Source organism: Pedobacter sp. AC402, assembly GCF_979252805.1.
In genome coordinates this window covers 219,995-245,505 of sequence record NZ_CEEDAI010000009.1, presented here as the reverse complement: position 1 = coordinate 245,505, position 25,511 = coordinate 219,995, and the positions used below count along the sequence as shown (strand labels likewise).

Sequence of the window (25,511 nt, the reverse complement as noted above, 5' to 3'; positions counted from 1 at the left end):
ATTTATATGGTGTTAAGGTAGTTATGCAGCAACTGAGCATTTCTTTCTACTGTACCTGCAACAATTTCTGTTTGATTTCCGTGAAAGTTCATCCGTTCGGAAAAAATATGTTTGCCATTGCTGTGGGCATAAACAAACATGGTTCCTACTGGTTTTTCGGTGGTTTCACTTCCGCCCGGGCAGGTAAGTCCTGTAACGCCGATGTGGATATCTGCCGGGATAAGCTCTTCAAGCCCTTCGGCAATAGCCTTTGTTACCTCCATAGATTCAGGGGTAAATTTTTCGATAAGGGCATGGTCTACATTTAATAAAGCTTCTTTCAAACTGGCATCGTAACAAGCTATTCCTCCTTTAAGAAAATTGCCTGCATTGTCTATTAATGAAAAATCGGCAGTTAAACGGCCTGCCGTTGCGCTTTCTGCAAAGGCCAGAGAAAGCTTTTTAGTAATGAGCATTTTGCCCACCTGTATAAGTGTTTCGCTGATCATATTTTATTGATGTTTCCCCTGTTAGGTTCATTACTTAAACATTCTTTTTTCTGTAGTGGTTTTTACGAAGTGTTAAAACTTATGGTTGTAGGGCCTTATTGGTAATTAAGCAGGCATAACCGAAGAAATTCTGTGGGAAAAACGTAAAAATTTATAAAACCTTTTGTTTTTGTGAAGGTTCTTTTTAAAAGCCATCTGCAATTATTAACAGAATAATCATCACAACTATGGAAAACAATCAACAGGAAACCACTTCCCAGACCAGTTTACCTAAAGAAACCGAGCTACCGGAAAACGCGGATTACCGTGGCATTGCCGGAAAAGCAAGTATAAACAGTGAGCCGATGGCATCAGAAAACAATGCATTGTCCGGAGAAGCAGGTAACAAGAACGAAGAAACGGATGAAAATCCCTTGATCCGGGGCATTTAAAATTTTACCTAACAAAACATACATGAAAAAACAAGACAGCGGTAGCTCACCTAAGCTGAGTACCAAAACGGTAAACGGGGGAATCTTCCCCACTCAAAGAACTTTTTTATTGATGGTATCCGCAACCTTTACTGGGCCGAGAACCACCTTGTTAAATCACTTCCAAAAATGATTTCTGCTTCAACTTCTTCAGCACTCATATCTGCTATAGAATCTCACCTGAGCGAAACAAAAGGACATGTAGCACGGATAGAGCAAATATTTACGCTACTTGGCGAAAAAGCCGTAGCTAAAAAGTGTGATGCTATGGAGGGATTAACCAAAGAAGGAGAGGGTGTAATTGAAGAAACCCAGCCCGGAAGTGCCACAAGAGATGCAGGTATTATATTGGCATCGCAAAAGGTAGAACACTATGAAATTGCTGCTTACAACGGGCTTTATCAGTTAGCCACAACGCTTGGGCTTCAGGAAATAGCAGATGTGCTTGAACAAACCCTTTCTGAAGAGAAACTTGCCGACAGTAAACTCTCTGATATTGCCGGAAATGAAGTTAATTATAAAGCAGCAGACGAATTATAACATAAATAATGGCAAAAAAGACAACGCCAGCTAGCGGTAAGCCCGCTCAGGCAGTTAACGACAAAACCAATAAGTTGGAAGAATTTGTTGCAGATGGTACTGCACAAAAAATGACGACCAACCATGGTGTTAAAATAAATGACGATCAAAACTCGCTTAAAGCCGGAGATCGTGGAGCAACATTGTTAGAAGATTTTATCCTTCGCGAAAAAATCACCCACTTCGATCATGAACGGATACCTGAACGCATTGTGCATGCCCGTGGATCGGCAGCCCATGGCGTATTCAAAGTATATGAAGATATGTCATCTTTAACCAAGGCAGCATTTCTTTGCGATCCAGGTGCAGAAACGCCTGTATTTGTAAGGTTTTCTACCGTAGCAGGTTCACGTGGATCAACAGATCTAGCGCGTGATGTTAGGGGATTTGCAGTAAAATTTTACACCCAGGAAGGTAATTTTGACCTTGTAGGCAACAATATGCCTGTGTTTTTTATCCAGGATGCGATGAAATTTCCTGATTTGGTACATGCGGTAAAACCCGAGCCGGATAATGAAATTCCGCAGGCAGCATCTGCACATGATACTTTTCTGGGATTTTATTTCGCTGATGCCAGAATCATCGCACATGATTATGTGGTTGATGAGTGATAGGGCAATTCCGCGCAGTTACCGAATGATGGAAGGATTTGGCGTGCATACCTTTAGGTTTGTTAATGCCGATGGGGTAGCCAGTTTTGTTAAATTTCACTGGAAACCATTGCTTGGTGTGCATTCTGTAGCTTGGGATGAGGCGCAGAATATTTCTGGAAAAGATCCCGATTTTCACCGTCGCGATTTATGGGATGCCATTGAAGCTGGCGCTTTTCCAGAATGGGAACTTGGTGTGCAGATTGTACCAGAAGAGGATGAGTTTAAATATGATTTTGACCTTTTGGACCCCACCAAAATTATCCCCGAAGAACTTGTACCAGTGCAGCGCATCGGGAAAATGACACTGAACCGAAATCCTGACAACTTTTTTGCAGAAACCGAACAAGTGGCATTTCATGTTGGGCATGTAGTGCAAGGTATCGATTTTACCAATGATCCGCTTTTACAAGGCAGGTTGTTTTCTTATACCGATACCCAGCTAATCAGGTTAGGTGGACCGAATTTTCATGAAATTCCGATTAACCGCCCCGTAGTACCTGTTCATAATAACCAACGTGATGGTTATATGCGCCAAACCATCAACAGGGGTAAAACCAGTTATGGCCCGAATGGTATTGCCGCAAATGATCCCGCCCAGGTAAAGGCATCAGAAGGAGGCTTTGTTTCTTATAACGAACGTATAGATGCCAAAAAAATAAGGGCGAGAAGCAGGAGCTTTTTCGACCATTTTTCGCAGGCAAGATTGTTTTTAAACAGCCAGTCTGAAGCAGAAAAAAACCACTTAATCGATGCCTTTAGCTTTGAGCTAGGCAAGGTAAAAATGGTACCCATCCGCGAACGTATGCTAGGCTTATTGGCGCATGTTGATAAGGCTTTAGCCGCAGCAATTGCCTATGCGCTAGGGCTGCATGTACCAGAAATTCCACTCGAAGAACTGAATGGAAGTGTTCCGGCTGATGCTTTGCCAGGTGATTATACGCCTGAACAGAAAGAAGGAAGTATTGCAAAATCGGAGGCTTTGAGCATGGCAGATACCATTAAAGATTCTATCGTTACCCGTAAAATAGCTATTCTGGCTGCTGATGGTGTAGATGGAAAATCGCTAAGCAAAATTAAAGATGGCCTTGTTGCTAAAGGGGCTGTTGTACACATTATTGCTCCAAAACTTGGCGACATTATTTCTGCCGAAGATCAGTTGATTCAGGTTGATGAAAGTTTCCTTACAGCCGCATCAGTATTGTATGATGCAGTTTATCTTCCGGGCGGTGTTAACAGTTCTGCCACATTAGAAGCGGAAGCAAATGCTGTTCATTTTTTAAATGAAGCATTTAAACATTGTAAGGCAATTGCTGCCGATAGCTCAGCCATACAAGTGCTCGAAGCAGGTTATTTCTACAAAAAACTGCCTGCAGAATATTCAGAAGATACGGTGTTGAGAGAAGGTATAATTGTAACAGATAACCTTTCTACACTTTCAGATTTATTTCCGCGAATGATTGCAATGCACCGGTTCTGGGATCGTGAGGTGCCAAGAAAAGTGCCAGCTTAGCGGTACAATATATTGTATTTTAATGAGCGGGCGTCTCCCGGTTTTTTTTGGTTGTGCGTTAATTTAAGTCCTTATTTTCCATTCATTATCCATTTTATAAACGAACAAATTCTTTGTAGCACCTGTTATTAAAATATTAAATACTTAATGAATAAGAGAAATGACAGAATTTAACGAAACAAGCAAGCCATTAACCGCAGAAGAAGCAGAAAAATTTGAAGCGGGAGTAATCGAAACTGTTCGGAGCGAAACAGGCGCAACCACATTATGTAATTAAAAGTGGTCTGAATGCACAGGAATATGCTTCTTTAGCTAAAAAGTCGTTAGAAAATGAGCGTATTATAGCCCATGATTTCACCAGTTATGTAATTAATGAATCAGGTGAGCGTGCAGATTTCGAATATAAATCGGGATCGTTCCTTGAAGGGCTTGCCGAACAGGAAATGGAATAACTGCTCATTGATGATGTAAACCTGCGTTAAGAAATAAATTTTGTAGAACATAAGCATTAGCAGATATGATAAATCCTTTTGTTAAAACAGTAGTTTGTAGTGTTGCCGGAACAACGATGATGACATTGCCTCAAGTGCGCTAATGTCGTTAATAGGCCAGGATTTTAATAAGAGAGCCTGAACGTTTAAGAGGTTGAATTACCAGGCGCATGGCCCTTGTATCCCAGAAAAAAGCAAGATCGCTTTCTGCCTGGGCAGCACATTATGCAATGGGAGCTGCATTTTCAGCTGTTTATGTAAAGCTTTGGGAGTCTAAAAAATTGAAACCTACCGCAACCTGCGGACTCACTTTAGGTGCGGCAAGCGGCCTGATCGGAATCGCCATCTGGAAAGCAACATTTGCCGCGCATCCTTTAAGTCCATTAATGAATTACAAGCGTTTTTATTTACAGCGTATTCCTGCCCATATCGTATTTGCAATATTTGCAACAATTGCTTACCAGGCGATGAAAAAACAAGAAGAGCGCAAAAATGATATAGAAAAGCAAGGAAGCATTGAGCTCAATTAAAAATTTAACTATTCAAGCATTATTCAGGCATGTATGCCATATTTATCACTTGCCGTAAAGCATAATTTATACATTTAACGGCTCAGTTCACCGTTGTCTGATTGATCAGTGCACGTTCAGGAATTTGCTGATGAATCGCTTCCAACAACTTCGGAAGCTGTTTTTCCTTTACATTTCCCTTTAAAATTACGTTTTGATCTGTTATAACCGCCCATGATTCCGGGTGCTTTGCCAATAAACTATCTGCCAGTAATTTCAGGTCATGATCCTGACCAAGATAAAGTGGTCCGATTGCCAGTTGATCATCAATATGTTTAATTACATGGATAGTACCCAGCTTTTGAAGAATGGCCATTTTAGATTTATAAGTGGGGCAGTTACCCCATATTTTTACATCCCGGTTTTTAACAGTAAAGTTTACACCAGCGAAATTTACATCTTCCTTGGCTTTTATGGTAAGATCGGCCTTGATTTGCTTATCTTTTTCATAGCTGTTGCAAGAAACCATTAATAGGGTGCATACTAAAATGTAAAGGATGGCGTGGCGTTTCATATTTTTGATTGTGAGAATAATAAATTGGTGTGTAAATATCATTATTATAACAGACTGCTCTTAAAAGCTAAATACAAGAGAAAATTGTCATCCCGACTGAAGCAAAATCCGATTTAAATTGGAGATCAGAAATCTTTAAACGATGTTGCAGAAAGGTTAAAGATTTTTCGATAAACAACCTAATATAACCGGTAAACTTCCATCGAAATGACATTAATATTCAGCCTATAACAGGCCTGCTATTCCGTTTGATGGCGCTTTCCATTTTAGGTTAACAATTTTCCCATCTATTAATCCAGTTCGGCTCCGTTCTACGAAAGTCGTTTGGCCAGGTGGTACATGCAACCGTTGGCGTTTGTCATCAATGTGTTCTGCTATGGAGATCTTATCCCTTTGCGCACTACTTCTCTGTTTTTCCATGATCTTTTTTTAATAGGGAACTGGCAGAAATGCAGCTCGGTTTTGTAATTTTTATTTTCAGGTATATTTTGCTCCCTTATAAAACAAATTCACGTACTTAATGTAGCACTAAACGGTATTCTACATCCAAACTACCCAGGCTTTAGTGCTGTTATGCTAGTGATAATGCCGTATTGCAATGAGCTTTAGCACAGAATATGGAACTCTGAATACGGCAGATTACCGATCGTTATGCTCTTAATAATTGGAGTTGCATAAAACTATTGCTGCGGGAGATCGGTTTTTTAAATAAACATATTCGTTGTAAACCCTGTAAAATAGGGGATTAAAATTTCAGTTATGGCTAAATTTATTTGTTTTTTTATCGTTCTAATAGGTTTTTGCACTTCAGGTTTTTGCCAGGTTCCAACCGGAACGCGACAGCGCAGTACAAATGATACATTGATTAAAAAAACTGTTCCAGCTTCGGATAAATACAATAAAAAAGCTACCAAATGGCCAAAGCGCGATAGTTTGAAAAATATTCCTGCAAAAAAGGATACCATAGGGCGGATTCCGTACAAAAGCAAAAGAAATAAAGGCAATCAAAAAAATTAACACATTCAATTATGGTAACTAAAAATCATCATAGGATGGGGTTAAAGTACATTGTAACACTCTTTGTTTGCCTTTTTGCTATCGCAGCCTGCAAGCAGGAAGGTAAAAATTCTTCTGCATCTGTACCCAACGCTTGGTACCGCAATAGTATTGTATATAACCTTGATGTAGATATTTTTAAAGATAGTGACGGTGACGGGATCGGCGATTTTAAAGGGCTTACTCAGAAACTGCCCTATTTGGATACATTGGGAGTAGATGTAATCTGGCTTTCACCGTTTCAACCTACGCCGGATAAAGATGATGGGTATGATGTGAGCGATTATTATGGCATTGATCCAAGATTGGGAACCATGGCCGATTTCGAGGCTTTCATTTCCGCATCGAAAAAACACAATATCAAAATAATTATGGATATGGTACTCAACCACACCTCCATCGAACATCCCTGGTATCAAATGGCACGGGCTGATAGTAGTGGCAAATACCGTAACCGATATGTATGGTCGAAAAAGAAACCAAAAGATTTCGATAAAGGAATGGTGTTTGAAGGATTTCAAAGCGAAACATGGTCTTATGACGAAATTGCGCACCGTTATTATTTTCACCGTTTTTATGATTTTCAGCCCGACTTAAACTACCAGAACAAAGAGGTGCAACAGGAAGCCGTTAAAGTGTTCCGTTACTGGTCGGCAAAAGGGATTAAGGGTTTCAGGCTTGATGCAGTTCCTTTTATTATTGATGTACCTGAGTCTGGTGCGGCAAATCCGGCAAAGATGTTTGGCGTATTGGATTCCATCGTTAGCGGTGCCAAATCTATTGATCAGCAAACTTTATTGCTGGGAGAGGCGAATGTTGCACCAAAAGAAAATCTGGATTATTTCGGTGAAAAGGGCAATCGGTTACAAATGATGTTTAATTTTTATGTCAATCAATACCTTTTTTATTCCATGGCAGAAGGAAAAACTGAAACTTTGATAGATGCCTTAAACGATACCAGGCAAAAGCCGCTACCCTCACAATGGGCTTATTTTCTGCGTAACCATGATGAGATCGATCTTGGCAGACTCAGCAAATCCCAACGCAACAAAGTTTACGAAAAATTCGGTCCTGAGTTAAACATGCAGCTTTACAACCGGGGCATCAGGCGGCGTTTGGCACCAATGTTACATCACATGGAACAGATTAAAATGGCCTACAGCATACTGTATTCATTGCCGGGCATGCCAGTTATCCGCTCAGGAGAGGAAATTGGAATGGGAGATGACCTTACATTAGCCGAAAGATTATCGGTACGTACCCCAATGCAGTGGGACAGCACAAAAAACGCAGGGTTTAGTACCGCTAAAAAAACATTCAGACCTGTAATTTCAATGGGCGATTATGCCTATCAGAAAGTGAATGTTGCTGCTGAATTAAAAGATCATCAATCTTTGCTCAATTTTATCAAAAAGCTGATCGCCATACGGAAATCCCTACCCGAAATTGGCACTACAGATTGGCATATACTCAAGCTTAAAAACGATGCGATTCTGGCTATTGAGTATCAAACACCATCCGGTAAAATTATCACGGTGCATAATTTTGGGAATAAAGCGGCTGAAGTAGAAATTCCCATCACAGGAGCCGAAAAGGTGCTTGTTGGAAATCAAAAAAGCATAAAAAATGGAAAAATTAAAATTGCGGCTTATGGCCAATTGTGGCTTAAAAAGTGATTTTTTAATAAAAAAAGCTAGCTGGAAACAAAGCACATAAAAAAAAGCTTTATTCCAGTATAGAATAGAGTGATTGCATGTTTTGTTAAAAACGGCAAGCAAAAAAATCACAAAAGGGAGAAAGAAAATTGATTTGGCTTGTATTTCTTCAAGAATTAAGCCTGCTTATTAAGTAAAAATGAATATGAAAAGAATTGTAATTATAGGTGGCGGTTTTGCCGGGCTGAATCTGGCCAAACGCTTATCTAAAAATGCGGAGCATCAAATTATACTGGTTGATAGGAACAACTACCATTTTTTTCCTCCGCTTTTATATCAGGTAGGTACTGCCTTTATCGAATCATCAAATATCAGTTATCCTTTCAGAAAGATGTTCCACGGCAAGAATATCCGTTTTTTTATGGGAGAATTTCAGCGAATTGATCCGGTTGTAAAAAAGGTAGTTACGGATAACGGCACATTGGATTACGACATTTTGGTGTTGGCTATGGGTACCGAAACCAACTTTTTTGGTAATCAGCAGGTTAAAAAGTATGCGCTTCCAATGAAAACTATTGATGATGCATTGGAACTGAGAAACCATGTTTTGCTCCAACTCGAAAAATCTGTGCGGGCAACAGCTCATGCAGATCGGGTGAGGTATTCCAATATTGTTATTGCAGGCGGTGGCCCCACAGGTGTAGAACTTGCAGGAATGCTTGCCGAAATGGGCCGAAATGTGATCAGTAAAGATTACCCGGAAGCCGATGTTTGGCCAGGAAAAATTTTCCTGGTAGATGGGCTGCCCACCCTTTTGGCACCCATGAGCAAAAAAAGCCAGGAAGAAGCAATTTCGGTGTTAAGAAAGCTCGGTGTAGAAATTTTACTCGGCAAGCTTGTTCAAAACTATGATGGCGAAAAGGTTTCACTTTCTGATGGAATGGAGATTTTTTCTTCAACGCTGATCTGGGCATCTGGTGTGGTTGCAAGGAAAGCTGATGGAGTGCCGGAAACATCGCTAGGCAAGGGTAGAAGAATTCTTGTTGATGAATTTAATAAGGTAAATCAACTTCAGGATGTATATGCAATAGGCGATCAGTGCTTCCAAACCACTGATCAGGCTTTTCCCAATGGCCATCCCCAACTTGCTCAAGTGGCCATTCAGCAGGGAAACCTCCTCGGTAAAAACCTCAATAAGCAAACAAATGAAAAATGGGATGCCTTTAAATACAACGACAAAGGCTCTATGGCCATTATTGCCAAATTTAAGGCTGTGGTAGATCTTCCTAAAGGATTTTTTAGCGGATTTTTCGCCTGGCTGGTGTGGCTGTTTATCCATATCATTCCTATTGCCGGGTTCAGGAACAAAGCAAAACTTGCCTTCAACTGGCTGTGGAGTTTTTTAACTAACGATCCAACCCTTAGGCTCATTGTAAGGCCAGATACGCAAACAAAAGATGTCAGTCAACCCACTGCACAAACGGCTCCGAGGGCGCAATAAGATCACAATTAAAATCAATTTATAAAACGCATTTCTGCAATTTAAACAAATAAAAAGCCCTCCGTTTCTGGAGGGCTGTTTTAATCTAAATCGTCCCGTTGATTTAATTGATATTGTAAAATTAACAGATCAGAGCATTAATTTAAAGTGGTTTTATACTCAAATTAAACAGTAAATGTACTTGTTTTCTGAACGTTATAATTCCTTTTTGTAATTTTTGAATCCATTATTTAAATCGATTTAGTGGCTGCTGCTGATTCAATATTAATGTGATTATATGTTCCATAAGAGCCGATTACAGCTACTTCAATAGCAACAGGATGAACCTTTACGGAGATCAATCTTAAACGAAACCTCATCACCCCTTAAGGGAATTTGGGAAGAACCATCAGCGTAAAATTTAATTCGCTCATCGTTGGTATCATTAATTAAGCCAACGCCAGCTGTTTTATTGTAGGCAAGGACCTGTCCTTTTCTCATCTGTTTTATTTATTTAGTACCGCTGCCAATGTTTTTCATTTAAATTAAAACCTTAAATAGTTTTACCCATTGGGTGTGGTAAAATGGTTATTAAAATGATCATCAGCCGGGAAGTTTTGGATTATACCCCTACAACATCCCTGAAGCTCAACTTATTAATTAAATTTTATATAAACTGTAAACGGATTTATTTCTGGTGTGGTTATCAGGCAATGAGGTGACGAACCTTACTGTGAAGTTTGGCATAATCAAATGGTTTAAATATAATCCCGTCGGCCAAACTAGGAATTTTTTTTGCCTGTGCTTCAAGCATCGCTGTTATCAGCAGGATAGGGATTTTCTGCGTTTCGTTTTTATGTTTTATTAAATTGCAGAGCTCTCTTCCGTCGCCATTGTTCAATAAAATGTCCATTACAATAAGGTCTGGCTTAAAGCTTGTTATCGAATTTTCTAGTTCATCACTATCAACAATACTTAGTACTTCAAAATACTGGTCTTCCAGAACCGCTTGGATGGCTTCTGCATTGCCTCTGATCGTCATCAAGTACAAGAATCTTTGACATAAGTTTTTTGTTTGGATGGTATAAATAAAGCTATTGTCCGCATGTTTTAGAGCGTAAAGTATTTAAATAGCCGATTGGAACTGCTTTTAGTCATCATTTGAGGAAAACGCAAGGCAAAACACTTACCTCTAGACCCCTCATTATTTTTGACAATACCTTATTCTCCGGTTACTTTGTAGACAGGAATAAATTTATGCATAAGCAAAATCAATTACGAGCGAAAAACATAAAAAAGGTATTTGTATGGTATTAAAGGTATTTTCCCTTTAATGAATAAGTATAAATACCTGTTTTTTTACGGTGGAAAGTACGATTAATCTAATCTTCAATCCAATTTTTACTTAAGCACCTACACAGTATAAAACTACCTGTAGCAATTATGCGTTTTTAAAATAGGCTTGAATCCTCATGTTTAATGATTTGCCTGAAATTACCTTTATGTAATTGTAGTTAAAACAATAATTTATCCTGGCTCCAAGGCAAAATTTTATCTTTTTGCAAGGATAAATGCATTTGAAATTAAAAAACAGGTGATAAAATGGAGTTTCAATTCATTTTATTCTGATAAAATAGGGAAAAAGATAAGCTTTTTTATCATTCGTTGATCCAGAATGCTGTTTTTAAGGCATTTTAAAGATTAAACCATTTATTATGTTGCTAAAACCGAAAGAATCGCTGAGCGAACAAGATGTTAACAAAGGACTAAAAATAGTGATTTGGGATGGTTTGGCCGCAGAAGCGATGACGGTTTTTTCAAGTGGTACATTTTTAGTTTCAATGGCACTGTTACTGGGTGCTAATAGCCTACAAATTGGCGTTTTGGCTGCCCTGCCATTGGCAACAAATGTTTTTCAGCTTGCTTCGGTATGGCTGGTCGGCCGTTACCACAACCGCCGTATTCTGGTATTTATAGCCTTCAAAATATTTAATAAAGGGAACCGAATAGGTTGTGGGGAGCTTTTTTAGTGCATTTTTAATGTCTTCCAAAGCAAATTTGTTTTCTGCATGGTTTGTGGTTGCGCTTGTGCAAAGCTGCTCTGATGAGATTTCTTCCACTTGTAAAACGCGTTCCCTGTGGCGTTGCTGTTTGCGGTAACTGTTGATAAACGTGTTGCGCATAATTACGAAAAAGCCAGCCCTTGATATTGGTTCCCTGGTCAAATTTTGAGGCAAATCGTGTGGCCTTTACCAAAGTATCCTGTAGCAGATCATTTGCGTCATCAATATCATTGGTAAACTTTAATGCATGCGAACGCAAGGCGCCTGCATGAAGATTGATGCTGTTTGAAAATTCGTACTGTGTCATAGGTAAAGTGTTTAAGGATGTAAATAACTTTCCTCAAAGCATATACCATTTGGCATTGTGGTTTTGGTTATTTCAGTGGCTCACGTATAAACCGCATATCACCTGAGAAGAATCATACGGATCGCTAATTTAATGCGGTATATGCATCTATTTAAACATTGTTTCAGGCCAACAAAAATGCAAACAGATAAGATGGTCTTCAGGAAAGAGATGGATAATTGAGGTTTTAAAGTATAGTGTAGGGGATTCGTTCAGCTTTCAGATTTTAATATAATGGAGATTTTTCCATCTCTTTCCATAAAAATACTGTCAACATGTTTTAAATCTTCCTGGTGCAGAAGGCTCCTAACTTCTTGCATAACATCAGAACGGCAAATCAATGCACGTTTCATTTTAATTTCGTTTAAACTTTCCCTGGTGATAAAGGAGGATTTTTTTGCCTTCGGTAAATTTTTCCAATTCTGGTGGATAGCTGCTGATCAGCCAACCCCAGATCCGGTCGAGGAGCACCACAACAAAACAGGTTACCATTACTGGTATAAGTGCGGAAGCACCCGCAAGCTGGCGCGGCTTAAAATTGCGCCTAGTAAAATTGCAATAATGTTATCAACAGGGCCTTTCATGCCGAAAGATCTCCCGGCCTGAAATCCTGATGAGCAAAAATGCGAGTATAAAAACAAATACACCCGCTAACCGACATTTGAAGCACAGTTAAGTCATCATTCTTTTCGATCAGGTTTTGTATTGTTCCCATATTTTTTTGAAATTAAGGTTGTCCGCTTCCTCCAGCAGCGCCATAAATCTGTCCGGTAGAAAAACTTGCGTCATTTGCGGCAGGGAGGCTTGCACATAAATAGATGCCAGTTCTGCTGGTTGGCCTGGCCTTCCCAGTGGTGTTTCTTTACCAAATTCTTTCAATTTTTCGGGTGTAGAACCTCCACCCATTTGTAATGGTGTCCATATTGGGCCCGGAGCAACACCATTTACCCTAATGCCTTTTGGACCAAGCTGTTTTGCCAGCGATTTTACGAAATTTGTGGTGGCGGCTTTGGTTTGCGCGTAATCATAAAGGTCAGGAGAGGGGTCGGTTGCCTGCACAGAGGTGGTGCCAATGATAGATGAACCAGGTTTTAAATGCGGTAATGCGGCTTTAATAATCCAGAATGGCGCATATATATTGGTTTTAATCGTCCAGTCGAACTGTTCACTCGTTAAATCAGCAAGAGATGGAGTACTTTGTTGCCTGGCTGCGTTGCTGATCAATATATCAAGGCCACCAAGTTGCGCCACAGCGGTATCAACCATTTTTTTGCAAAAATCTTCATTTCTGATATCCCCAGGGATAGCCACAGCCTTACGTCCCGCTTTTTTATCAGTTCTATAACTTCTTTAGCATCAGGCTCTTCCTGCGGAAGGTAACCAATTGCAACATCTGCACCTTCCCTGGCATATGCAATTGCAGCTGCTCTACCCATACCTGAGTCGCCACCGGTAATCAGTGCTTTTCTACCCATCAGCCTGCCCGAGCCTTTGTAACTGTTTTCTCCATGATCTGGTCTTGGCTCCATTTTGCTTGCCAATGCCGGCCATGGTTGGTTTTGGTGGTTAAAAGGCGGGCGAGGGTACTTTGTTGTCGGGTCTTCCAGTGCTGCAGCAGGCCAAGTATTATCTTCAGTTAAAGTCGCGGCGCTTAAATTCGGCGATATGGCCATACCCGCCAGCCCAAGGCTAAGGCCGCCAATAGCCTTTCTTCTTGTAATTTTGTTTTCCATGTTCATAATGATATCTATTATAGGTATTTATATAACCAGAGCAGGAATTAGATGGTTTGTTTTTTTTAGAAGTTTATCAGATGATCTTTCTCAAACCGGTTAGCTTTATTTCTTAAGATGCTTAATTGGAGACATAGCTATCAGCATTTTTCGAAGCTGTAGTAGCTTCTGTTTATCCGAACAATTCGACAATTTATAATGTTAACCTATATATAAAAGGTTTTATTTTAAAATTATGGATACACAAAAAGACAAACACACAACTGATGAAGACAAGGTTCTTCCAGTTCCAGATTCGCAGTTAGAGGGTAGCGATGCTGATAAAGCTTATGATGAAAATGGTGAGTTTGGGGAAAGTACAAAAGAGAAAGATGAAGAGCAATCCAATACTCCAGAAGGTAGCGATGCTGATGGCTAATTAGCTTTTTACAGATTGATAAAATTGCAAAAGCAATTGATTAATAATCCTTATGACAAACCAATTTACCAAGAGCTTTTATACTGGTACCAGCGGACTTTTGCTCCCGGTGCCCAATAAAGCTTTTTACCCGGAAGAATTTAAAGAAAAATCAAGACTTTGCTATTATGCTTCGTTGATGAACAGCATCGAAATCAATAGTTCTTTTTATAAAATTCCAATGGCCTCAACGATAAAAAAATGGGCGCAGGATGTTCCGGAAGATTTCAGGTTTACGTTTAAGCTTTTTAAAGGAATTACCCATAATCCGCAACTTGGCTTCGATCCATCCGATGTTTACAGGTTTATGGAAGTGATTTCTAATGTTGGAGATAAAAAGGGCTCCATTTTGGTACAGTTTCCACCAAGTGTAAGGATTGCGCAACTCGGTCAGTTAATGCGTTTAATGGACGTGCTGAGTGATTGTAATGACCAAAAGCGGTGGAATATAGCATTCGAGTTTCGCCATCAATCCCTTTACATACAGCAAGTTTTAGATCATCTGCAAGAACATGGTTTCGGCCTGGTTATTCATGATAAGGGAAACGAAACTGGCATATTTGATGCCTTACAGAGTGATTTCAGGTATGTAAGGTTTCATGGTCCGGGTGGTAATTACAGGGGAAGTTACCAGGATGATTTGCTTTGGGAATATGCAGGATATATCAATGAATGGATTGCAGAAAACAAAACCGTTTATGTGTATTTTAACAATACCATGGGGAGTGCAATTGATAACCTGAATACACTTAATCGATTTGTAGGAGATTTTTTATCCTAATTTCCTCAGGTAAATGTTTCAATAAACTTCCACCCCTGAACAGAATGGAAGTTTATTTCACAAAATTAATTTAGTATTATAATTCCTTGTGCTAATCTTTTTTAGGTTCTACAGGTTCCTGCATTTTTTCCATTTGCGTAGCTTGTATACTATCGGGCGTAACATTACCAAGGGCAATTTGTACTTTATTTTTAAAACCAGATACCACCATATCCTGGCCAGCCAATAAAGCATCGTAGCCATCTTGTGCAACTTTTTGTGGATCGGCAAGTTCTCCTTCCTGTACAATTTTTGCATTCAGCATATCCGCTTTTCTGAAAAAATCTGTATCAGTAGCTCCTGGCAAAAGGGATGTTACGCTTACACCTGTATCTTTCAATTCATTGCGGATGGCCTCACTAAATGAATGCACAAATGCTTTTGTGCCATGATATACCGCCTGGTATGGCCCTGGAGCTTTACTTGCAATTGACGCAAGATTCAGAATTTTTCCTGTTCCATTTGCTACCATATCCTTCACAAAAAGCTTTGTCAACGTAACCAAAGATGCAATGTTCAGTTGAATAATATCCAATTCACGTTTAAGGTCATTTTCTATAAATTTGCCGTAAACGCCTTGTCCTGCATCATTTACCAATACATCAACCTGGTAGCCCAATGCCTGTATATGTTCATAAAGTTCTTCCGCTGCGCCTGGTAGAAACAGGTCTTTACTTATCGCAATTACCTCAATACCTTGCTGTTCCAGTACTGCCGTCGTCGATTCGAGTTTTTGCTGGTCACGGGCAACAATAATTAGGTTGAAGTTATCCTTTGCAAAAAGTTTGGCAAGCTCAAAGCCGATGCCGCTTGTAGCGCCGGTAATCAGCGCGAAATGTTTTTGACTATCCATAATTTCCTTATTAGTTATTAATTCAACATAGCCAAAACTGAAAAAGATTTTATTTTTTTGATTTTCTTAAAATCACTTCAACACACAAAAGTTTAAACCGGGTACTCATTTATAATGTTTTAAATGAAAAAATCGTCAATACCTATGGAAAAAACGTTAAAAGTGAAAACCAAAAATGTTACTGCGAATATTAGAACGTTACGGCAGTATAGGGAATACAGCCAGGAATACGTGGCCAGTAAAATAAAAATATCTCAGAATGGCTATAGTAAGCTCGAACTCGGTGCCATAAGGCTCACCATTGATCATCTTTTTGGAATTGCTGATGTGCTTGAAGTAGATCCATTGATTTTGTTGACCATTAAACCCGATGATGTGTTAAAAACAGCCATATCTGACCCGGTATCAAATCCAATAATGTTGTAATCCATTGTTAACTTTTCTAAACCAAGTAGAAATGGCCATTGTTTTAATAGAGAAGAAAGCAATGAGGCAGTCAGCATTAAAATCATAATTTAAAGCCTTGATAGATAAACACCTCAGAAGAAAATTAGCTTACACACAGGCTTACTGGCGGGCGTGATTAGGAAGTAAATGTTTTTGAAAATTTAGCTTGTAATGCCGTTGAAAGACAGACAAATAGATAAATTAAAATAAAAAATCCATGGAAAAATCGGGTAACAACTTGGTGCCACAACAAGTGGTGGGTACACAGATGGATGTGGTAGAGGAGCGAAAACTGAGTAGTTTAAGCCAGGCACAGGAATTTTTTTCCCTTGCCGCTAAAAAACTTTTAGCTGTTAATGAATGGGGAAGGATTTCGGGTTTGTCTGACTTTAAAATATATGATTCTGATGGCAACCAAGTATCGCGGCCTGCTCAGAAAGGAGATTTTATCTGCATTGATATACCCGGACCAGGATCCATAGCTGGTGGTGGATTTGATTGGGTGCGTGTGGAAGAAATAAATATAGAAAATGATGGCGATTGTGAAATGATCGCAATGTGTGTGCGGCCCTGTTCAAACCCTTTTAGCAAAGATCAGCAGGTTGCTCACTTTCTTAAAGATCAGGCTACATCTACTTTCATCATCCGGCGCGATAGAATAACAGTTTGGGCAGAAGAACACGGTAGAAATGAGGTAGCCAATACAAATGAAGGAAACTTAATCGATAGGGGCAGGAATCTTATTGTAGGGTTGGGTGCTAAATTAGGTCTGTCATACCCGCAATGGAAAATGTTGGTAAAAGGCCTGCTTGATGGAAAGCCTTAAATAGTTGTGTTTTGCTAAATTTTCTGCTAAAAGTGGAGAAGAAGCTGATATTTTTTGTGGTTTTAAACATTTTTTAACCTTAATTTATTGTAACAACTATTTTCTACAACATTTCTAACCTCAAGTTTTATCTATCAAATTCTCAAGGATTCTGCGTTTAGTAGTTTAAATTATACAATATTTTGGGTTTCAAGGATTAAAAATTGTCGGGAACTGGTCAAAATTAAATTATTGTATGTGGGTTTATCGGCCAGAAAGATGACATATGTCAATAAAATAACTATTTACCTAGTTCTTAGCCTTCAAAAAAACGATGTGGCACAAAAGTTGAAAAAGCATATGCTTTAATCAACTATCTCTTACGAACCTATGTTTAACAATTCTGAATTCGACAGTTTCAAAAAAGATATCTTAAAGCGCCTAAGGCCTGCCCTTAAACCTTTGGATATTAAGAATGACTTTCTGGAAGTATCAACAAGCTACCTGGGGGTAGCGTATGAAGTCCGCATTATGGGCGGACGTGACTTAAATGGCAATTATTTTTGGGAAGTGGTTAGGGTAATCAATAGAAGTATTATCCCATCCAATCTTGACTATAGCATTTCTAAAGTAAATAATGGCTAATTGCGTTTAGCCCAAATTCACTAACACTATTATTTAAGATAAATTGCTGCACTTACATAATGTAAATGCGTGATTTATAAGGTACACAGTAAACACTGCAGGGGATGTTTATCAATAAAGAATCAAAAGTATAGCCAATTATAGTAAGCTTAATGACTATAAAGGGCTATTTGACACTGCCTGTTGTAGTGCTACTTTTGTATTCTTCATAAATCACGGGACGATTTTTTTTCTACACCACCTTTCGGATGAGAGGTGGTGTTTTAAATGATTTACCTAAGTTATAGATTTATATTACTTAAACCAATAGCCACTTTATAATACACCTTATTATTTATTCACATTAAATGTTAGTAAGGCAGGTTGTGTTTCATTGGGATGTTAATTCTTACCCTTGTTCCTCTATAATTTTCGATAATTAAACCTGCTTTTAGCCTTTTGGCTCTTATCCTGATATTTTCCATGCCTACTCCTGCAGATTTATGCTCAGCCGGATCGAAACCTATGCCGTTATCTTTTATAGAAAATATAAGCTGATCTTTTTCAACCTCGATCAGAAGTTTTACCTCTGTAGCTTTGGAGTGTTTAAGCACATTATGTCCAATTTCTTTAGCAATGAGATAACAATCGCGTCTACTCTGACTTTCCAATTCAACAGCCGGAATAATTTCAGGAAGTTCGGAGCTGAACACAATATCGGTATGTTCGAAAATTTTTCTAACCTGTTCATCAATGAAATAGATCAAGCTTTCCAGATGGTCGCTTTCAGCATCGAGCTCCAGATAATTTCTCTGATTCGCACCGTTATTTCACTTATCATGCCTTCCAGGTTTTTAAGTTCGGTAACCTCAGGCATTATCCGGGCTATATGTTCGGCGTATAACTTTATTGCAGTAAGTCCCGATCCGATATCATCATGTATTTCTCCACTGATTCTGTCGCGTTCTGCCTTGATCAGTAAAGCCTGGTTTTTATACTTTCTTTTAAATTTTACTGAAGTTCTATAATATTTAAGCAGAATGAACAATGTGAACAGAATGAGAACGGCTAATAAAATGTGTAAAAAATCGAAAGGTTTTTGATGAAAATTGAGCTGCATATTTGTTGGTCTTTATTAGATGGATGTGCCTATTTGTTCATTATGGTAACTTTTTGTATTATTTATACTACTAAATTTACCTATTTTTGCGTTAATGTGTATTACTATTTCGCCCTTTATATGTATTTGCCATAGGTTAAATAAGTACAAATCATACGTTGTAACTATGTGATATCAAAGGGCATAGATAAAACTTTTCTTTTTTATAGGTTTGTACCGTTCAGTAAAATGAATAAAAAGGTTGTCATCCCTTCTTAATAAATTTCTTAAGCCACACTAGCATCAACATGTTTTAGAGTGGTTTACCGAAAAAACTGTGAAGATAAAATAAAAAAGGGGTAAGGCATATAACAATATTACCTAAAAATAACGCATTATTATGATTTCGGTGTCAATTATTGAGGATCACAGTCTTTACAGGAACATTTTGGCAAGTTCCATCCTCGAAAACAAGTCTTTTGAATTAAAAAGGTGTTTATTCCTCGGCGGAAGAAGCATTAGAAAAATTGCCGAACGAATCTCCGGATATCGCTATAGTAGATATCAAGTTGTCCAACATGTCGGGTATTGATCTTGTGATGCAGAGTAAAGAAGGCTTAAATAAAACACTTTTTTTAATGTGCACGGGTTTCCAGAATGATGAAAAGATTTTCAGTGCTTTACAAGCTGGAGCATCCGGATACATCATTAAAGGTTCTACTTCGACAGAAATTCACGATGCACTGATTGAGCTTTACAACGGAGGTTCGCCAATGAGCTCCCTTACATTGCCAGAAAAGTGATTAGCCTTATCCAGGGAAGCAAGCCTACCAAGCAGAAAAGTCTCGATTGAGGCTTAAGCGAACGTGAGCTTGAGGTTTTATCACTTTTAAGTAAAGGTTTATTATATAAAGAAATTTCAGAAATGCTTTTTATAAGTCCGAATACTGTGAAAAATCATTGTAAAAACATCTATAAAAGGCTTCACGTACAAAATAAGATAGAAGCACTGAATAAATTTAAAGATTACAGTTATAACTAAAGCATTATTAACCATTGTATGCGTATTCCCTAGTACGCTCGTTTCAACATAACCAAAAAACCAAGCCATTCTAATATTCGTATGAACTCAGACTGGCGATTTTATAGTTCCGATTTCGTTTAGCGCATTGTATGTAAACAGAATGAAATTATATGAAAACCTTTAAAAGTACACCCTGTTGTTGTGTTGTTGTCAATCCCTATTATTGTGAGGTCATCCTTATTGATCTAATCGATTTTAATTAGCCTTAATAGGCAGTAACCAATTTTAAAGTTTATTTTCCATATGATTAAATTAGCGTATAGCACTCCAATTTCCAGACTTGATAAGATTAAGGTTGGTGATGAAATTACTGATGAATATCAGTCTACCGGTAGGGTTACTCAGATAACCAAAAATATTAAAGATAAGTTTACCGAATTTATATTTCTGTTAGACAGCAGACAAACCATTTTTATTCTTTGCACTTCGGGTTGACTGTAATTTAGCATCCATTGTTACAGCAATATTAATTTATTGGTACAAAACATTCGTTTATATTCATTGAGTGGAGAAAATTGCTATATTGTAGCCAAATCCGATCGTCATGAAGAAACGTTATTTTGCTAAAGTAGGTGTTGCTATTACTTTTATTATTGCTATTACGTTTTCAAATTGTAAAAAGGCCATTTTGGCCGCTCCGGAAAATGTTGTTCCTCCCGAAACTGTTGGAGTAACCCCTCCATTAAGTGCCGAACCTTTTAAAGCTTTCCTTGGCGTAAATGCCTTCGAGTGGGATTATACCACAGATGCAAACCATGGGCAAGTGGATGAAGCGAGGTTTCAGATTATTAAATCCTTTTCAGGAATAAGACACTATTTAGATTGGCAGCGGATAGAAAATAAGGATGGATCGTTTACTTACAGCCCATCACACTATGGGGATTGGGATTATGATCAGATTTATCAACGCATGAAGGATGCTGGTAAAGATGTTCTTATAGATTTAAAAGGTTGTCCGGATTGGCTTTTAGCCACTTATCCTGTTGGTAAGCGTGATGCTGAAAACGTTCCTGCGCCTTATGGTTTAAACCGGTCTGAACCTGCTAGCTATATTAAACAGGCACGTGTGGGTTTTCAGCTTGCAGCCCGTTATGGTTCGAACAAAAATGTTGATAAAAGTTTACTTCTGGCCGATCCAACGGTAAGATGGAGAGATGATCCACAAAATGTGCCAAAAGCTGGTTTGGGGCTTATCACTTATATTGAATGCGATAATGAGCGCGATAAATGGTGGAAAGGTCCGCTTGCACAGCAATCTGCAGAAGAATATGCAGCCAATCTTTCTGCTTTTTACGATGGGCATAAAGGCACGCTTGGTAAAGGAATAGGTGTAAAAAATGCCGATCCGAATATGATTGTTGTAATGGGCGGTATTGCTGATCCAGACCCTGAGTTTGTGCGCAAAATGGTGCAATGGTGTAAAAACAACAGGGGAACCAGGTCTAACGGCCAGATAGATTTATGCTTTGATGTTATTAATTACCATCAATATGCCAATGATGCTTTTAAAAATAACGGAAATGCTACAGTAGGTTTGGCACCCGAACTTTCAGATTTAGGTAGGGTAGCATCGCTTTTTAAAGAGTTTGCAAAATCAGTAAACGGTGGCATCCCGGTATGGGTAACCGAAACTGGTTATGATGTTGGCGAACATACGCCACAAAGAGCAATAAAAATTGGCAGCAAAAGTTCGATGGTTAGCCAGGCAGATTGGAACATGCGTACTGCACTTTTATATGCAAGATCAGGCATTTCGAAATGTATGTTTTACATGCTCGATAATGTTGATGTGAACAGTTGGACGCAATATAGTTCATCGGGCTTTATCAATCCAGATTTCTCACGCAGGCCTTCTGCCGATTATGTACTCCAGGCAAATAAATTGATAGGTGAATATCATTATTCATCAACAATTAGTAAAGATCCATTGGTTGATGTATACATGCTTAACGGTAAAAAAACTTTTGTACTAACCATACCTGATCAGGTAGGAAGAACGAAAACTTATGATCTTGATCTTGGATCGAGTAAAGAAGCCATTGTTTATAGTTTCGCTATCGGTAAAGATCAAATGGATGCTAAAACAGTAGCAACCAAAAATGGCACTTTACAGATTTTAGTAACAGAAACCCCGATTTTTGTACAGGCAAAATAAATAGAAATTTAAATAGATTTTTTAAATGGATGATAGCAATAAACTATCGTCCATTTTTTTTTAAACTGCTTCCTTCAAGGTTTCTACTATTCAAGTAGATTCATTTAATATTATATTTCTTTTTTCGCTTTGGGTACTGGAGTTGCTACATCTGCTAACTTTTCGGTTTCGGTAGTCCTGCCATCCGCTTTATCCCGATGAAAAATCGGGATGCTCACTCCGGTCCCTTAGGTTTGTTTACTTAATACCGTACGATTATCTGAGTTGAAATTTATAAAGTTTGAGTTTTTGCTTATTAGTTTGAGCGGAGCCGAAGACTTAAGTATTTCGTTAGAAAAGCCTTTTTCACATCAAATTACCTAGCCCAATAACTGATTCTGACTATTCATTTTTTCAACTACAACAGGATATCTCAGCCAAATATCTAACTAGCCAGTATTGAGTATTCTTACAATGTTTATTGCTGTTTTTTTTATTGATACTTAAGGGCTATTGAGCACAGGGGATGTAACCAGATAGCTTTGTAAGAGCTAAGGCTTAGGATCTAAACACGATTTGGCGTGTGGATTTAACTTTGAATGAGCCTTAATTTATATGAATATAAATACGATTAATAATGATTTCTGAGGGACAGAAACAATCACTTTATATCTTTCAAGATTGGAAGAACAATAAAGGAAATTTTAAGTCTCGTATGATCATGCTCTTCTACAGAATATCTTCAATAATATATCGGTACAAAATTTTACGGTTTATTTTTTTCTGGTATTTACTGCTTTACAAGTTTGCTATCGGCTGGTTAATGAATGTTGGTATCAATTCAAGTGCTATTATTGGTAAGGGCCTTAAAATTCAATATGGCTTCGGAACGGTGATTGGCAGCAATACCATAATCGGTGAAAACTGTAATATCAGGCAGCTTACCAACATCAGTTCGAAAATAAAAGAAAATGGAAGCTACAGTAAAGCACCCAGAATTGGTAATAATGTGGATATAGGAATTAATGTGGTAATACTTGGTGATGTAAAAATAGGCAACAATGTAATAATAGGTGCCGGCTCGGTAATTACCAAAGATGTTGAAGATAATAGCGTAATGGTAGGTAATACCGCCACTGTGTTAAAGAAGAAATATATTATTTCAGTTGAAAATACATAATGATACCATCCCTATTTAATACTTCTTATTTATCCATAAATTTTTGATGAAAAATAATGCTTTAGTGCTTTTAGTACCCCATATAGGGGGATTAGCCCTATCGGGCTATTGATTAAGGCTGGTGGATATATGACCTTTACGTCGATCTATGAAACCTATAAATCCTGCTAATTATACTGAAGAATATTAACGTCAGCAATAGAAAAAACTCAATGAAAAATCTTATTTTAAAGAACAACATCAAAAGCTTTACCAAGAAACAAATTCTTCTTGTAGATGGAGGATTAAACCTCGGAAAGTTATTGAACTTCATTTTGGCACCAGAATATAGGCTAACCATTAAAACCAGTGGTATTGACGCACTGAGCTGGTTGGAAGAGGGTAACGACCCTGATCTGATCATTTCTAGTTTAAGAATGCCATATTTTGACGGGAACGCTTTTATTCAGAACCTTAAATGTAGTGGTTTTTACCGTAACACACCAATAATGGTACTTTCAGGAGAGGAAAACCTCGAAGAAAAAGTTAAAAGCATGGCTTTTAGAATCGATAGTTATATGGAAAAACCTTTCGATCCAACGATTTTGAAGACTCAGATCAGCAGGCTAATCGCATAATGAATACTCCGAACAAAGATAGTGCTGTGGCCAATGTACGGTCGGTGTATTTTGGTAAATTGTTGAGAGACACGATTTTTGAGAGCCTGGGCGGCTGCACAAAAGAACTTATTTTTATTGATGATTTTCAATCTTATATCCAACAGCAAACTTTTTTAAGTCTGCCGGATTTGGTAATGATTGAAGTGGATGAAAACCCCGATTGGTTTAATCAGGTTTCTTACATCAGGCAACATCCTATCCTCAGTCATTTAATTGTTGTATTGATTGGTACAACAGAAAATGCAGATTGGCGCAAAAAAGCACTACAGGTTAGGGCCAACGATTATTACCTGCATCCATTTCCGCAGGATGATTTTATTGCCAGAATTGCTTTTTTGGTAAAATTTAAAGCCATAAAACCTAACGTACTCGAAATTTCTGCAGATATGCAAGAGCGCTATCAGATACCGCTAAGCAAGCGGGTTTTCGATATTGTTGCTTCGGGCATAGCACTACTATTATTAATGCCTTTGTTTATCATCATTGCGATTATGATCAGGCTCGAATCCAAAGGTGCTATTGTATATAAAAGCAAGAGGGTTGGCGCAGGATACAGGATTTTTGATTTTTATAAATTCAGATCCATGCGAAGTGATGCAGATCAGATGATTGGCCAGCTTGCCAACCTTAACCAATATGCCAACGAGGGCAACCCAAAGGGAAAATCAGCATTTGTTAAATTTTCTAACGATCCAAGGATTACTAAAATAGGGAAAATACTGAGAAAAACCAGTGTTGATGAACTTCCTCAATTGATTAATGTATTCATCGGAGACATGTCGTTAGTAGGAAACAGGCCTTTGCCACTTTACGAGGCCGAGCAGCTTACCACAAATAAATGGTCGACGAGATTTAACGGCCCTGCAGGGTTAACAGGCCTTTGGCAGATAAGCCGGCGGGGAAAAAAGGATATGTCTGAGAGTGAGCGTAAAGAACTGGATAATTATTACGCCAACCACTATTCTATTTTTCTCGATTTTAAAATTATTCTAAAAACATTACCCGCACTGATTCAAAAAGAAGATGTGTAACAAACGTTCTATAAAATTATACAATTTATTTCCATGAAAATTTCATTCTTACTTATTATAGCCTGTAGTGTTATCGGCTTACAATCTCAAGCCCAGCAAGCAGTAATCGGTGCAGTTGATAACACCGAGCTTACAAAATACATCGAACTTGCAAAAAAGAATTATGCAAAGCGAAAAGTGCAACAGGCCACAACTGAAAGCCTTAAACAGGATATCAATGTAGCAAAAATGTCTTATTTAGATCTTTTTGGTGCCTCTTATATTTACCGTCCGCAGGGCAAAACAGTTGTAGATCCGGTTAATCCTTATAATGTGAATGGTTTTCAACTTGGAATTAATTTCAACCTTGGAACATTTTTGCAAAAACCCTATAATGTAAAAAAGGCAAAGGCAAACTATATGATTGCCAAATACCAGGAACTTGATTTCGACAACGGGTTAATTGTTGAAGTGAAGAAGAGATATTATGATCTTTTACTGCAAACCAGCCTGCTAAAGGTTTATACTCAAAGTGCTCAAGACAGTAAAGGTGTGGCTGAAAGTTCGAGGTACAAATTTGAAAAAGGCCAGGTAACACTTGATGTATACAACCAAATGCGTATTGCACAAACAACTGCCATTTCGTTACAGGTGCAAGCCGAATCTGATTATTTGAAAGCAAAAGATTTACTGGAAGAGGTGATCGGACAGCCATTATCAGAGGTTAAATAA

31 protein-coding genes and 3 pseudogenes are annotated in these 25,511 nt (G+C 38.3%); 21 read left to right on the top strand and 13 right to left on the bottom strand.

Features of this window, described 5'->3' with window-relative positions:
* Positions 1–2 precede the first annotated feature (2 nt).
* A complete protein-coding gene (locus AC0IWE_RS11470) occupies positions 3–488 on the bottom strand; it encodes a CinA family protein (protein WP_471793167.1) in 486 nt (161 codons plus the stop codon).
* A gap of 227 nt (positions 489–715) precedes the next feature.
* Between AC0IWE_RS11470 and AC0IWE_RS11465 the strand changes: the two genes are divergently transcribed.
* The 4 genes and pseudogenes from AC0IWE_RS11465 (at position 716) to AC0IWE_RS11450 (ending at position 4,721) form a co-directional block, all read left to right on the top strand.
* Entirely contained in the window at positions 716–919 is a 204-nt protein-coding gene (locus AC0IWE_RS11465) for a hypothetical protein (protein ID WP_471793166.1), read from the top strand.
* Between the two features lie 108 nt (positions 920–1,027).
* On the top strand, positions 1,028–1,498 hold the full coding sequence (locus AC0IWE_RS11460) for a YciE/YciF ferroxidase family protein (RefSeq protein ID WP_471794031.1): 471 nt from the start codon (positions 1,028–1,030) through the stop codon (positions 1,496–1,498).
* 8 nt (positions 1,499–1,506) lie between these two features.
* A pseudogene (locus AC0IWE_RS11455) lies at positions 1,507–3,700 on the top strand (catalase).
* A 661-nt stretch (positions 3,701–4,361) separates the two neighbouring features.
* Complete coding sequence (locus AC0IWE_RS11450; RefSeq protein WP_471793165.1) at positions 4,362–4,721, top strand: hypothetical protein; 360 nt, start codon at positions 4,362–4,364, stop codon at positions 4,719–4,721.
* 82 nt (positions 4,722–4,803) lie between these two features.
* Here the strand turns inward: AC0IWE_RS11450 and AC0IWE_RS11445 are convergent, their stop codons facing one another.
* Both AC0IWE_RS11445 and AC0IWE_RS11440 read right to left on the bottom strand, forming a co-directional pair.
* Positions 4,804–5,274, bottom strand: a complete 471-nt coding sequence (locus tag AC0IWE_RS11445) for a BON domain-containing protein (RefSeq protein ID WP_471793164.1) — start codon at positions 5,272–5,274, stop codon at positions 4,804–4,806.
* 225 nt (positions 5,275–5,499) lie between these two features.
* On the bottom strand, positions 5,500–5,694 hold the full coding sequence (locus AC0IWE_RS11440; RefSeq protein WP_471793163.1) for a hypothetical protein: 195 nt from the start codon (positions 5,692–5,694) through the stop codon (positions 5,500–5,502).
* A gap of 339 nt (positions 5,695–6,033) precedes the next feature.
* On the opposite strand from AC0IWE_RS11440, the gene AC0IWE_RS11435 reads away from it, so the two are divergent.
* The 3 genes from AC0IWE_RS11435 (at position 6,034) to AC0IWE_RS11425 (ending at position 9,486) form a co-directional block, all read left to right on the top strand.
* On the top strand, positions 6,034–6,291 hold the full coding sequence (locus AC0IWE_RS11435) for a hypothetical protein (RefSeq protein WP_471793162.1): 258 nt from the start codon (positions 6,034–6,036) through the stop codon (positions 6,289–6,291).
* A 35-nt stretch (positions 6,292–6,326) separates the two neighbouring features.
* Positions 6,327–8,006 (top strand): alpha-amylase family protein, encoded by a 1,680-nt coding sequence (locus AC0IWE_RS11430; RefSeq protein ID WP_471793161.1) that lies wholly within the window; start codon positions 6,327–6,329, stop codon positions 8,004–8,006.
* 184 nt (positions 8,007–8,190) lie between these two features.
* Positions 8,191–9,486, top strand: coding sequence for an NAD(P)/FAD-dependent oxidoreductase (locus AC0IWE_RS11425; RefSeq protein ID WP_471793160.1), 1,296 nt, complete (start codon positions 8,191–8,193; stop codon positions 9,484–9,486).
* Positions 9,487–9,792: 306 nt separating this feature from the next.
* On the opposite strand, the gene AC0IWE_RS11420 is transcribed toward AC0IWE_RS11425, so the two are convergent.
* The gene (locus AC0IWE_RS11420) at positions 9,793–9,966 is read right to left on the bottom strand and encodes a hypothetical protein (RefSeq protein ID WP_471793159.1); all 174 of its coding nucleotides are present in this window, start codon (positions 9,964–9,966) and stop codon (positions 9,793–9,795) included.
* A 205-nt stretch (positions 9,967–10,171) separates the two neighbouring features.
* Complete coding sequence (locus tag AC0IWE_RS11415; RefSeq protein ID WP_471793158.1) at positions 10,172–10,507, bottom strand: response regulator; 336 nt, start codon at positions 10,505–10,507, stop codon at positions 10,172–10,174.
* 673 nt (positions 10,508–11,180) lie between these two features.
* Here AC0IWE_RS11415 and AC0IWE_RS11410 point away from each other — a divergent pair.
* Positions 11,181–11,495, top strand: coding sequence for a hypothetical protein (locus tag AC0IWE_RS11410; protein ID WP_471793157.1), 315 nt, complete (start codon positions 11,181–11,183; stop codon positions 11,493–11,495).
* A 7-nt stretch (positions 11,496–11,502) separates the two neighbouring features.
* Here AC0IWE_RS11410 and AC0IWE_RS11405 read toward each other — a convergent pair whose 3' ends face one another.
* The 5 genes from AC0IWE_RS11405 to AC0IWE_RS11385 all read right to left on the bottom strand — a co-directional run bounded on the left by AC0IWE_RS11405 (position 11,503) and on the right by AC0IWE_RS11385 (position 13,607).
* Positions 11,503–11,835: an RNA polymerase sigma factor gene (locus tag AC0IWE_RS11405; RefSeq protein ID WP_471793156.1), complete on the bottom strand. Its 333-nt coding sequence runs from the start codon at positions 11,833–11,835 to the stop codon at positions 11,503–11,505.
* A 251-nt stretch (positions 11,836–12,086) separates the two neighbouring features.
* A complete protein-coding gene (locus tag AC0IWE_RS11400; RefSeq protein WP_471793155.1) occupies positions 12,087–12,227 on the bottom strand; it encodes a hypothetical protein in 141 nt (46 codons plus the stop codon).
* Between the two features lies 1 nt (position 12,228).
* On the bottom strand, positions 12,229–12,366 hold the full coding sequence (locus AC0IWE_RS11395) for a hypothetical protein (RefSeq protein WP_471793154.1): 138 nt from the start codon (positions 12,364–12,366) through the stop codon (positions 12,229–12,231).
* A 201-nt stretch (positions 12,367–12,567) separates the two neighbouring features.
* Positions 12,568–13,185: an SDR family oxidoreductase gene (locus AC0IWE_RS11390; protein ID WP_471793153.1), complete on the bottom strand. Its 618-nt coding sequence runs from the start codon at positions 13,183–13,185 to the stop codon at positions 12,568–12,570.
* Entirely contained in the window at positions 13,095–13,607 is a 513-nt protein-coding gene (locus AC0IWE_RS11385) for a hypothetical protein (protein ID WP_471793152.1), read from the bottom strand. Before AC0IWE_RS11385 ends, AC0IWE_RS11390 begins: the two co-directional genes overlap by 91 nt.
* Positions 13,608–13,842: 235 nt before the next feature.
* Between AC0IWE_RS11385 and AC0IWE_RS11380 the strand changes: the two genes are divergently transcribed.
* Together AC0IWE_RS11380 and AC0IWE_RS11375 are read left to right on the top strand one after the other, a co-directional pair.
* Complete coding sequence (locus AC0IWE_RS11380) at positions 13,843–14,025, top strand: hypothetical protein (RefSeq protein ID WP_471793151.1); 183 nt, start codon at positions 13,843–13,845, stop codon at positions 14,023–14,025.
* 52 nt (positions 14,026–14,077) lie between these two features.
* Complete coding sequence (locus AC0IWE_RS11375; RefSeq protein WP_471793150.1) at positions 14,078–14,845, top strand: DUF72 domain-containing protein; 768 nt, start codon at positions 14,078–14,080, stop codon at positions 14,843–14,845.
* A gap of 91 nt (positions 14,846–14,936) precedes the next feature.
* Here AC0IWE_RS11375 and AC0IWE_RS11370 read toward each other — a convergent pair whose 3' ends face one another.
* Positions 14,937–15,737, bottom strand: a complete 801-nt coding sequence (locus AC0IWE_RS11370) for an SDR family NAD(P)-dependent oxidoreductase (RefSeq protein WP_471793149.1) — start codon at positions 15,735–15,737, stop codon at positions 14,937–14,939.
* Positions 15,738–15,881: 144 nt separating this feature from the next.
* On the opposite strand from AC0IWE_RS11370, the gene AC0IWE_RS11365 reads away from it, so the two are divergent.
* The 3 genes from AC0IWE_RS11365 to AC0IWE_RS11355 all read left to right on the top strand — a co-directional run bounded on the left by AC0IWE_RS11365 (position 15,882) and on the right by AC0IWE_RS11355 (position 17,634).
* Positions 15,882–16,163, top strand: coding sequence for a helix-turn-helix domain-containing protein (locus AC0IWE_RS11365; RefSeq protein WP_055903453.1), 282 nt, complete (start codon positions 15,882–15,884; stop codon positions 16,161–16,163).
* A gap of 238 nt (positions 16,164–16,401) precedes the next feature.
* Entirely contained in the window at positions 16,402–17,010 is a 609-nt protein-coding gene (locus AC0IWE_RS11360) for a hypothetical protein (protein ID WP_471793148.1), read from the top strand.
* A gap of 369 nt (positions 17,011–17,379) precedes the next feature.
* A complete protein-coding gene (locus tag AC0IWE_RS11355) occupies positions 17,380–17,634 on the top strand; it encodes a hypothetical protein (RefSeq protein ID WP_055903459.1) in 255 nt (84 codons plus the stop codon).
* Between the two features lie 350 nt (positions 17,635–17,984).
* On the opposite strand, the gene AC0IWE_RS11350 is transcribed toward AC0IWE_RS11355, so the two are convergent.
* Both AC0IWE_RS11350 and AC0IWE_RS11345 read right to left on the bottom strand, forming a co-directional pair.
* Positions 17,985–18,380: a sensor histidine kinase gene (locus AC0IWE_RS11350; protein WP_471793147.1), complete on the bottom strand. Its 396-nt coding sequence runs from the start codon at positions 18,378–18,380 to the stop codon at positions 17,985–17,987.
* Complete coding sequence (locus AC0IWE_RS11345) at positions 18,377–18,733, bottom strand: histidine kinase (RefSeq protein ID WP_471793146.1); 357 nt, start codon at positions 18,731–18,733, stop codon at positions 18,377–18,379. Before AC0IWE_RS11345 ends, AC0IWE_RS11350 begins: the two co-directional genes overlap by 4 nt.
* 488 nt (positions 18,734–19,221) lie before the next feature.
* Here AC0IWE_RS11345 and AC0IWE_RS11340 point away from each other — a divergent pair.
* From AC0IWE_RS11340 to AC0IWE_RS11305, 8 genes and pseudogenes are all read left to right on the top strand, one after another.
* Positions 19,222–19,515: pseudogene (locus tag AC0IWE_RS11340) on the top strand (response regulator); the annotation flags it as partial.
* A gap of 65 nt (positions 19,516–19,580) precedes the next feature.
* Positions 19,581–19,754 (top strand): annotated as a pseudogene (locus AC0IWE_RS11335) (response regulator transcription factor); the annotation flags it as partial.
* A 285-nt stretch (positions 19,755–20,039) separates the two neighbouring features.
* Positions 20,040–20,231, top strand: coding sequence for a hypothetical protein (locus tag AC0IWE_RS11330; RefSeq protein WP_055903471.1), 192 nt, complete (start codon positions 20,040–20,042; stop codon positions 20,229–20,231).
* Between the two features lie 109 nt (positions 20,232–20,340).
* Positions 20,341–21,951 carry a hypothetical protein gene (locus AC0IWE_RS11325; protein ID WP_471793145.1) on the top strand — a complete coding sequence of 537 codons (1,611 nt, stop codon included), beginning with the start codon at positions 20,341–20,343 and terminating at the stop codon, positions 21,949–21,951.
* Positions 21,952–22,753: 802 nt separating this feature from the next.
* The gene (locus AC0IWE_RS11320) at positions 22,754–23,110 is read left to right on the top strand and encodes a serine O-acetyltransferase (RefSeq protein WP_463493478.1); all 357 of its coding nucleotides are present in this window, start codon (positions 22,754–22,756) and stop codon (positions 23,108–23,110) included.
* A 212-nt stretch (positions 23,111–23,322) separates the two neighbouring features.
* Positions 23,323–23,727: a response regulator gene (locus AC0IWE_RS11315; RefSeq protein WP_463493480.1), complete on the top strand. Its 405-nt coding sequence runs from the start codon at positions 23,323–23,325 to the stop codon at positions 23,725–23,727.
* Positions 23,727–24,800, top strand: coding sequence for a sugar transferase (locus tag AC0IWE_RS11310; protein WP_055903482.1), 1,074 nt, complete (start codon positions 23,727–23,729; stop codon positions 24,798–24,800). The genes AC0IWE_RS11315 and AC0IWE_RS11310 overlap by 1 nt, the downstream gene beginning before the upstream one ends.
* Before the next feature lie 33 nt (positions 24,801–24,833).
* Positions 24,834–25,511 carry a TolC family protein gene (locus AC0IWE_RS11305; protein ID WP_471793144.1) on the top strand — a complete coding sequence of 226 codons (678 nt, stop codon included), beginning with the start codon at positions 24,834–24,836 and terminating at the stop codon, positions 25,509–25,511.

Bases quoted from the DNA above. Each gene is read 5' to 3' on its own strand.
- AC0IWE_RS11365 (WP_055903453.1), top strand. From the start codon at position 15,882: ATGGAAAAAACGTTAAAAGTGAAAACCAAAAATGTTACTGCGAATATT.
- AC0IWE_RS11440 (WP_471793163.1), bottom strand. From the start codon at position 5,694: ATGGAAAAACAGAGAAGTAGTGCGCAAAGGGATAAGATCTCCATAGCA.
- AC0IWE_RS11320 (WP_463493478.1), top strand. From the start codon at position 22,754: ATGAATGTTGGTATCAATTCAAGTGCTATTATTGGTAAGGGCCTTAAA.
- AC0IWE_RS11405 (WP_471793156.1), bottom strand. From the start codon at position 11,835: ATGACACAGTACGAATTTTCAAACAGCATCAATCTTCATGCAGGCGCC.
- AC0IWE_RS11450 (WP_471793165.1), top strand. From the start codon at position 4,362: ATGGCCCTTGTATCCCAGAAAAAAGCAAGATCGCTTTCTGCCTGGGCA.
- AC0IWE_RS11430 (WP_471793161.1), top strand. From the start codon at position 6,327: ATGGGGTTAAAGTACATTGTAACACTCTTTGTTTGCCTTTTTGCTATC.
- AC0IWE_RS11355 (WP_055903459.1), top strand. From the start codon at position 17,380: ATGTTTAACAATTCTGAATTCGACAGTTTCAAAAAAGATATCTTAAAG.
- AC0IWE_RS11425 (WP_471793160.1), top strand. From the start codon at position 8,191: ATGAAAAGAATTGTAATTATAGGTGGCGGTTTTGCCGGGCTGAATCTG.
- AC0IWE_RS11400 (WP_471793155.1), bottom strand. From the start codon at position 12,227: ATGAAACGTGCATTGATTTGCCGTTCTGATGTTATGCAAGAAGTTAGG.
- AC0IWE_RS11420 (WP_471793159.1), bottom strand. From the start codon at position 9,966: ATGAGAAAAGGACAGGTCCTTGCCTACAATAAAACAGCTGGCGTTGGC.
- AC0IWE_RS11375 (WP_471793150.1), top strand. From the start codon at position 14,078: ATGACAAACCAATTTACCAAGAGCTTTTATACTGGTACCAGCGGACTT.
- AC0IWE_RS11395 (WP_471793154.1), bottom strand. From the start codon at position 12,366: ATGGTAACCTGTTTTGTTGTGGTGCTCCTCGACCGGATCTGGGGTTGG.
- AC0IWE_RS11330 (WP_055903471.1), top strand. From the start codon at position 20,040: ATGATTAAATTAGCGTATAGCACTCCAATTTCCAGACTTGATAAGATT.
- AC0IWE_RS11360 (WP_471793148.1), top strand. From the start codon at position 16,402: ATGGAAAAATCGGGTAACAACTTGGTGCCACAACAAGTGGTGGGTACA.
- AC0IWE_RS11385 (WP_471793152.1), bottom strand. From the start codon at position 13,607: ATGGAAAACAAAATTACAAGAAGAAAGGCTATTGGCGGCCTTAGCCTT.
- AC0IWE_RS11345 (WP_471793146.1), bottom strand. From the start codon at position 18,733: ATGCAGCTCAATTTTCATCAAAAACCTTTCGATTTTTTACACATTTTA.
- AC0IWE_RS11325 (WP_471793145.1), top strand. From the start codon at position 20,341: ATGAAGAAACGTTATTTTGCTAAAGTAGGTGTTGCTATTACTTTTATT.
- AC0IWE_RS11465 (WP_471793166.1), top strand. From the start codon at position 716: ATGGAAAACAATCAACAGGAAACCACTTCCCAGACCAGTTTACCTAAA.
- AC0IWE_RS11410 (WP_471793157.1), top strand. From the start codon at position 11,181: ATGTTGCTAAAACCGAAAGAATCGCTGAGCGAACAAGATGTTAACAAA.
- AC0IWE_RS11305 (WP_471793144.1), top strand. From the start codon at position 24,834: ATGAAAATTTCATTCTTACTTATTATAGCCTGTAGTGTTATCGGCTTA.
- AC0IWE_RS11445 (WP_471793164.1), bottom strand. From the start codon at position 5,274: ATGAAACGCCACGCCATCCTTTACATTTTAGTATGCACCCTATTAATG.
- AC0IWE_RS11370 (WP_471793149.1), bottom strand. From the start codon at position 15,737: ATGGATAGTCAAAAACATTTCGCGCTGATTACCGGCGCTACAAGCGGC.
- AC0IWE_RS11415 (WP_471793158.1), bottom strand. From the start codon at position 10,507: ATGACGATCAGAGGCAATGCAGAAGCCATCCAAGCGGTTCTGGAAGAC.
- AC0IWE_RS11380 (WP_471793151.1), top strand. From the start codon at position 13,843: ATGGATACACAAAAAGACAAACACACAACTGATGAAGACAAGGTTCTT.
- AC0IWE_RS11310 (WP_055903482.1), top strand. From the start codon at position 23,727: ATGAATACTCCGAACAAAGATAGTGCTGTGGCCAATGTACGGTCGGTG.
- AC0IWE_RS11315 (WP_463493480.1), top strand. From the start codon at position 23,323: ATGAAAAATCTTATTTTAAAGAACAACATCAAAAGCTTTACCAAGAAA.
- AC0IWE_RS11470 (WP_471793167.1), bottom strand. From the start codon at position 488: ATGATCAGCGAAACACTTATACAGGTGGGCAAAATGCTCATTACTAAA.
- AC0IWE_RS11435 (WP_471793162.1), top strand. From the start codon at position 6,034: ATGGCTAAATTTATTTGTTTTTTTATCGTTCTAATAGGTTTTTGCACT.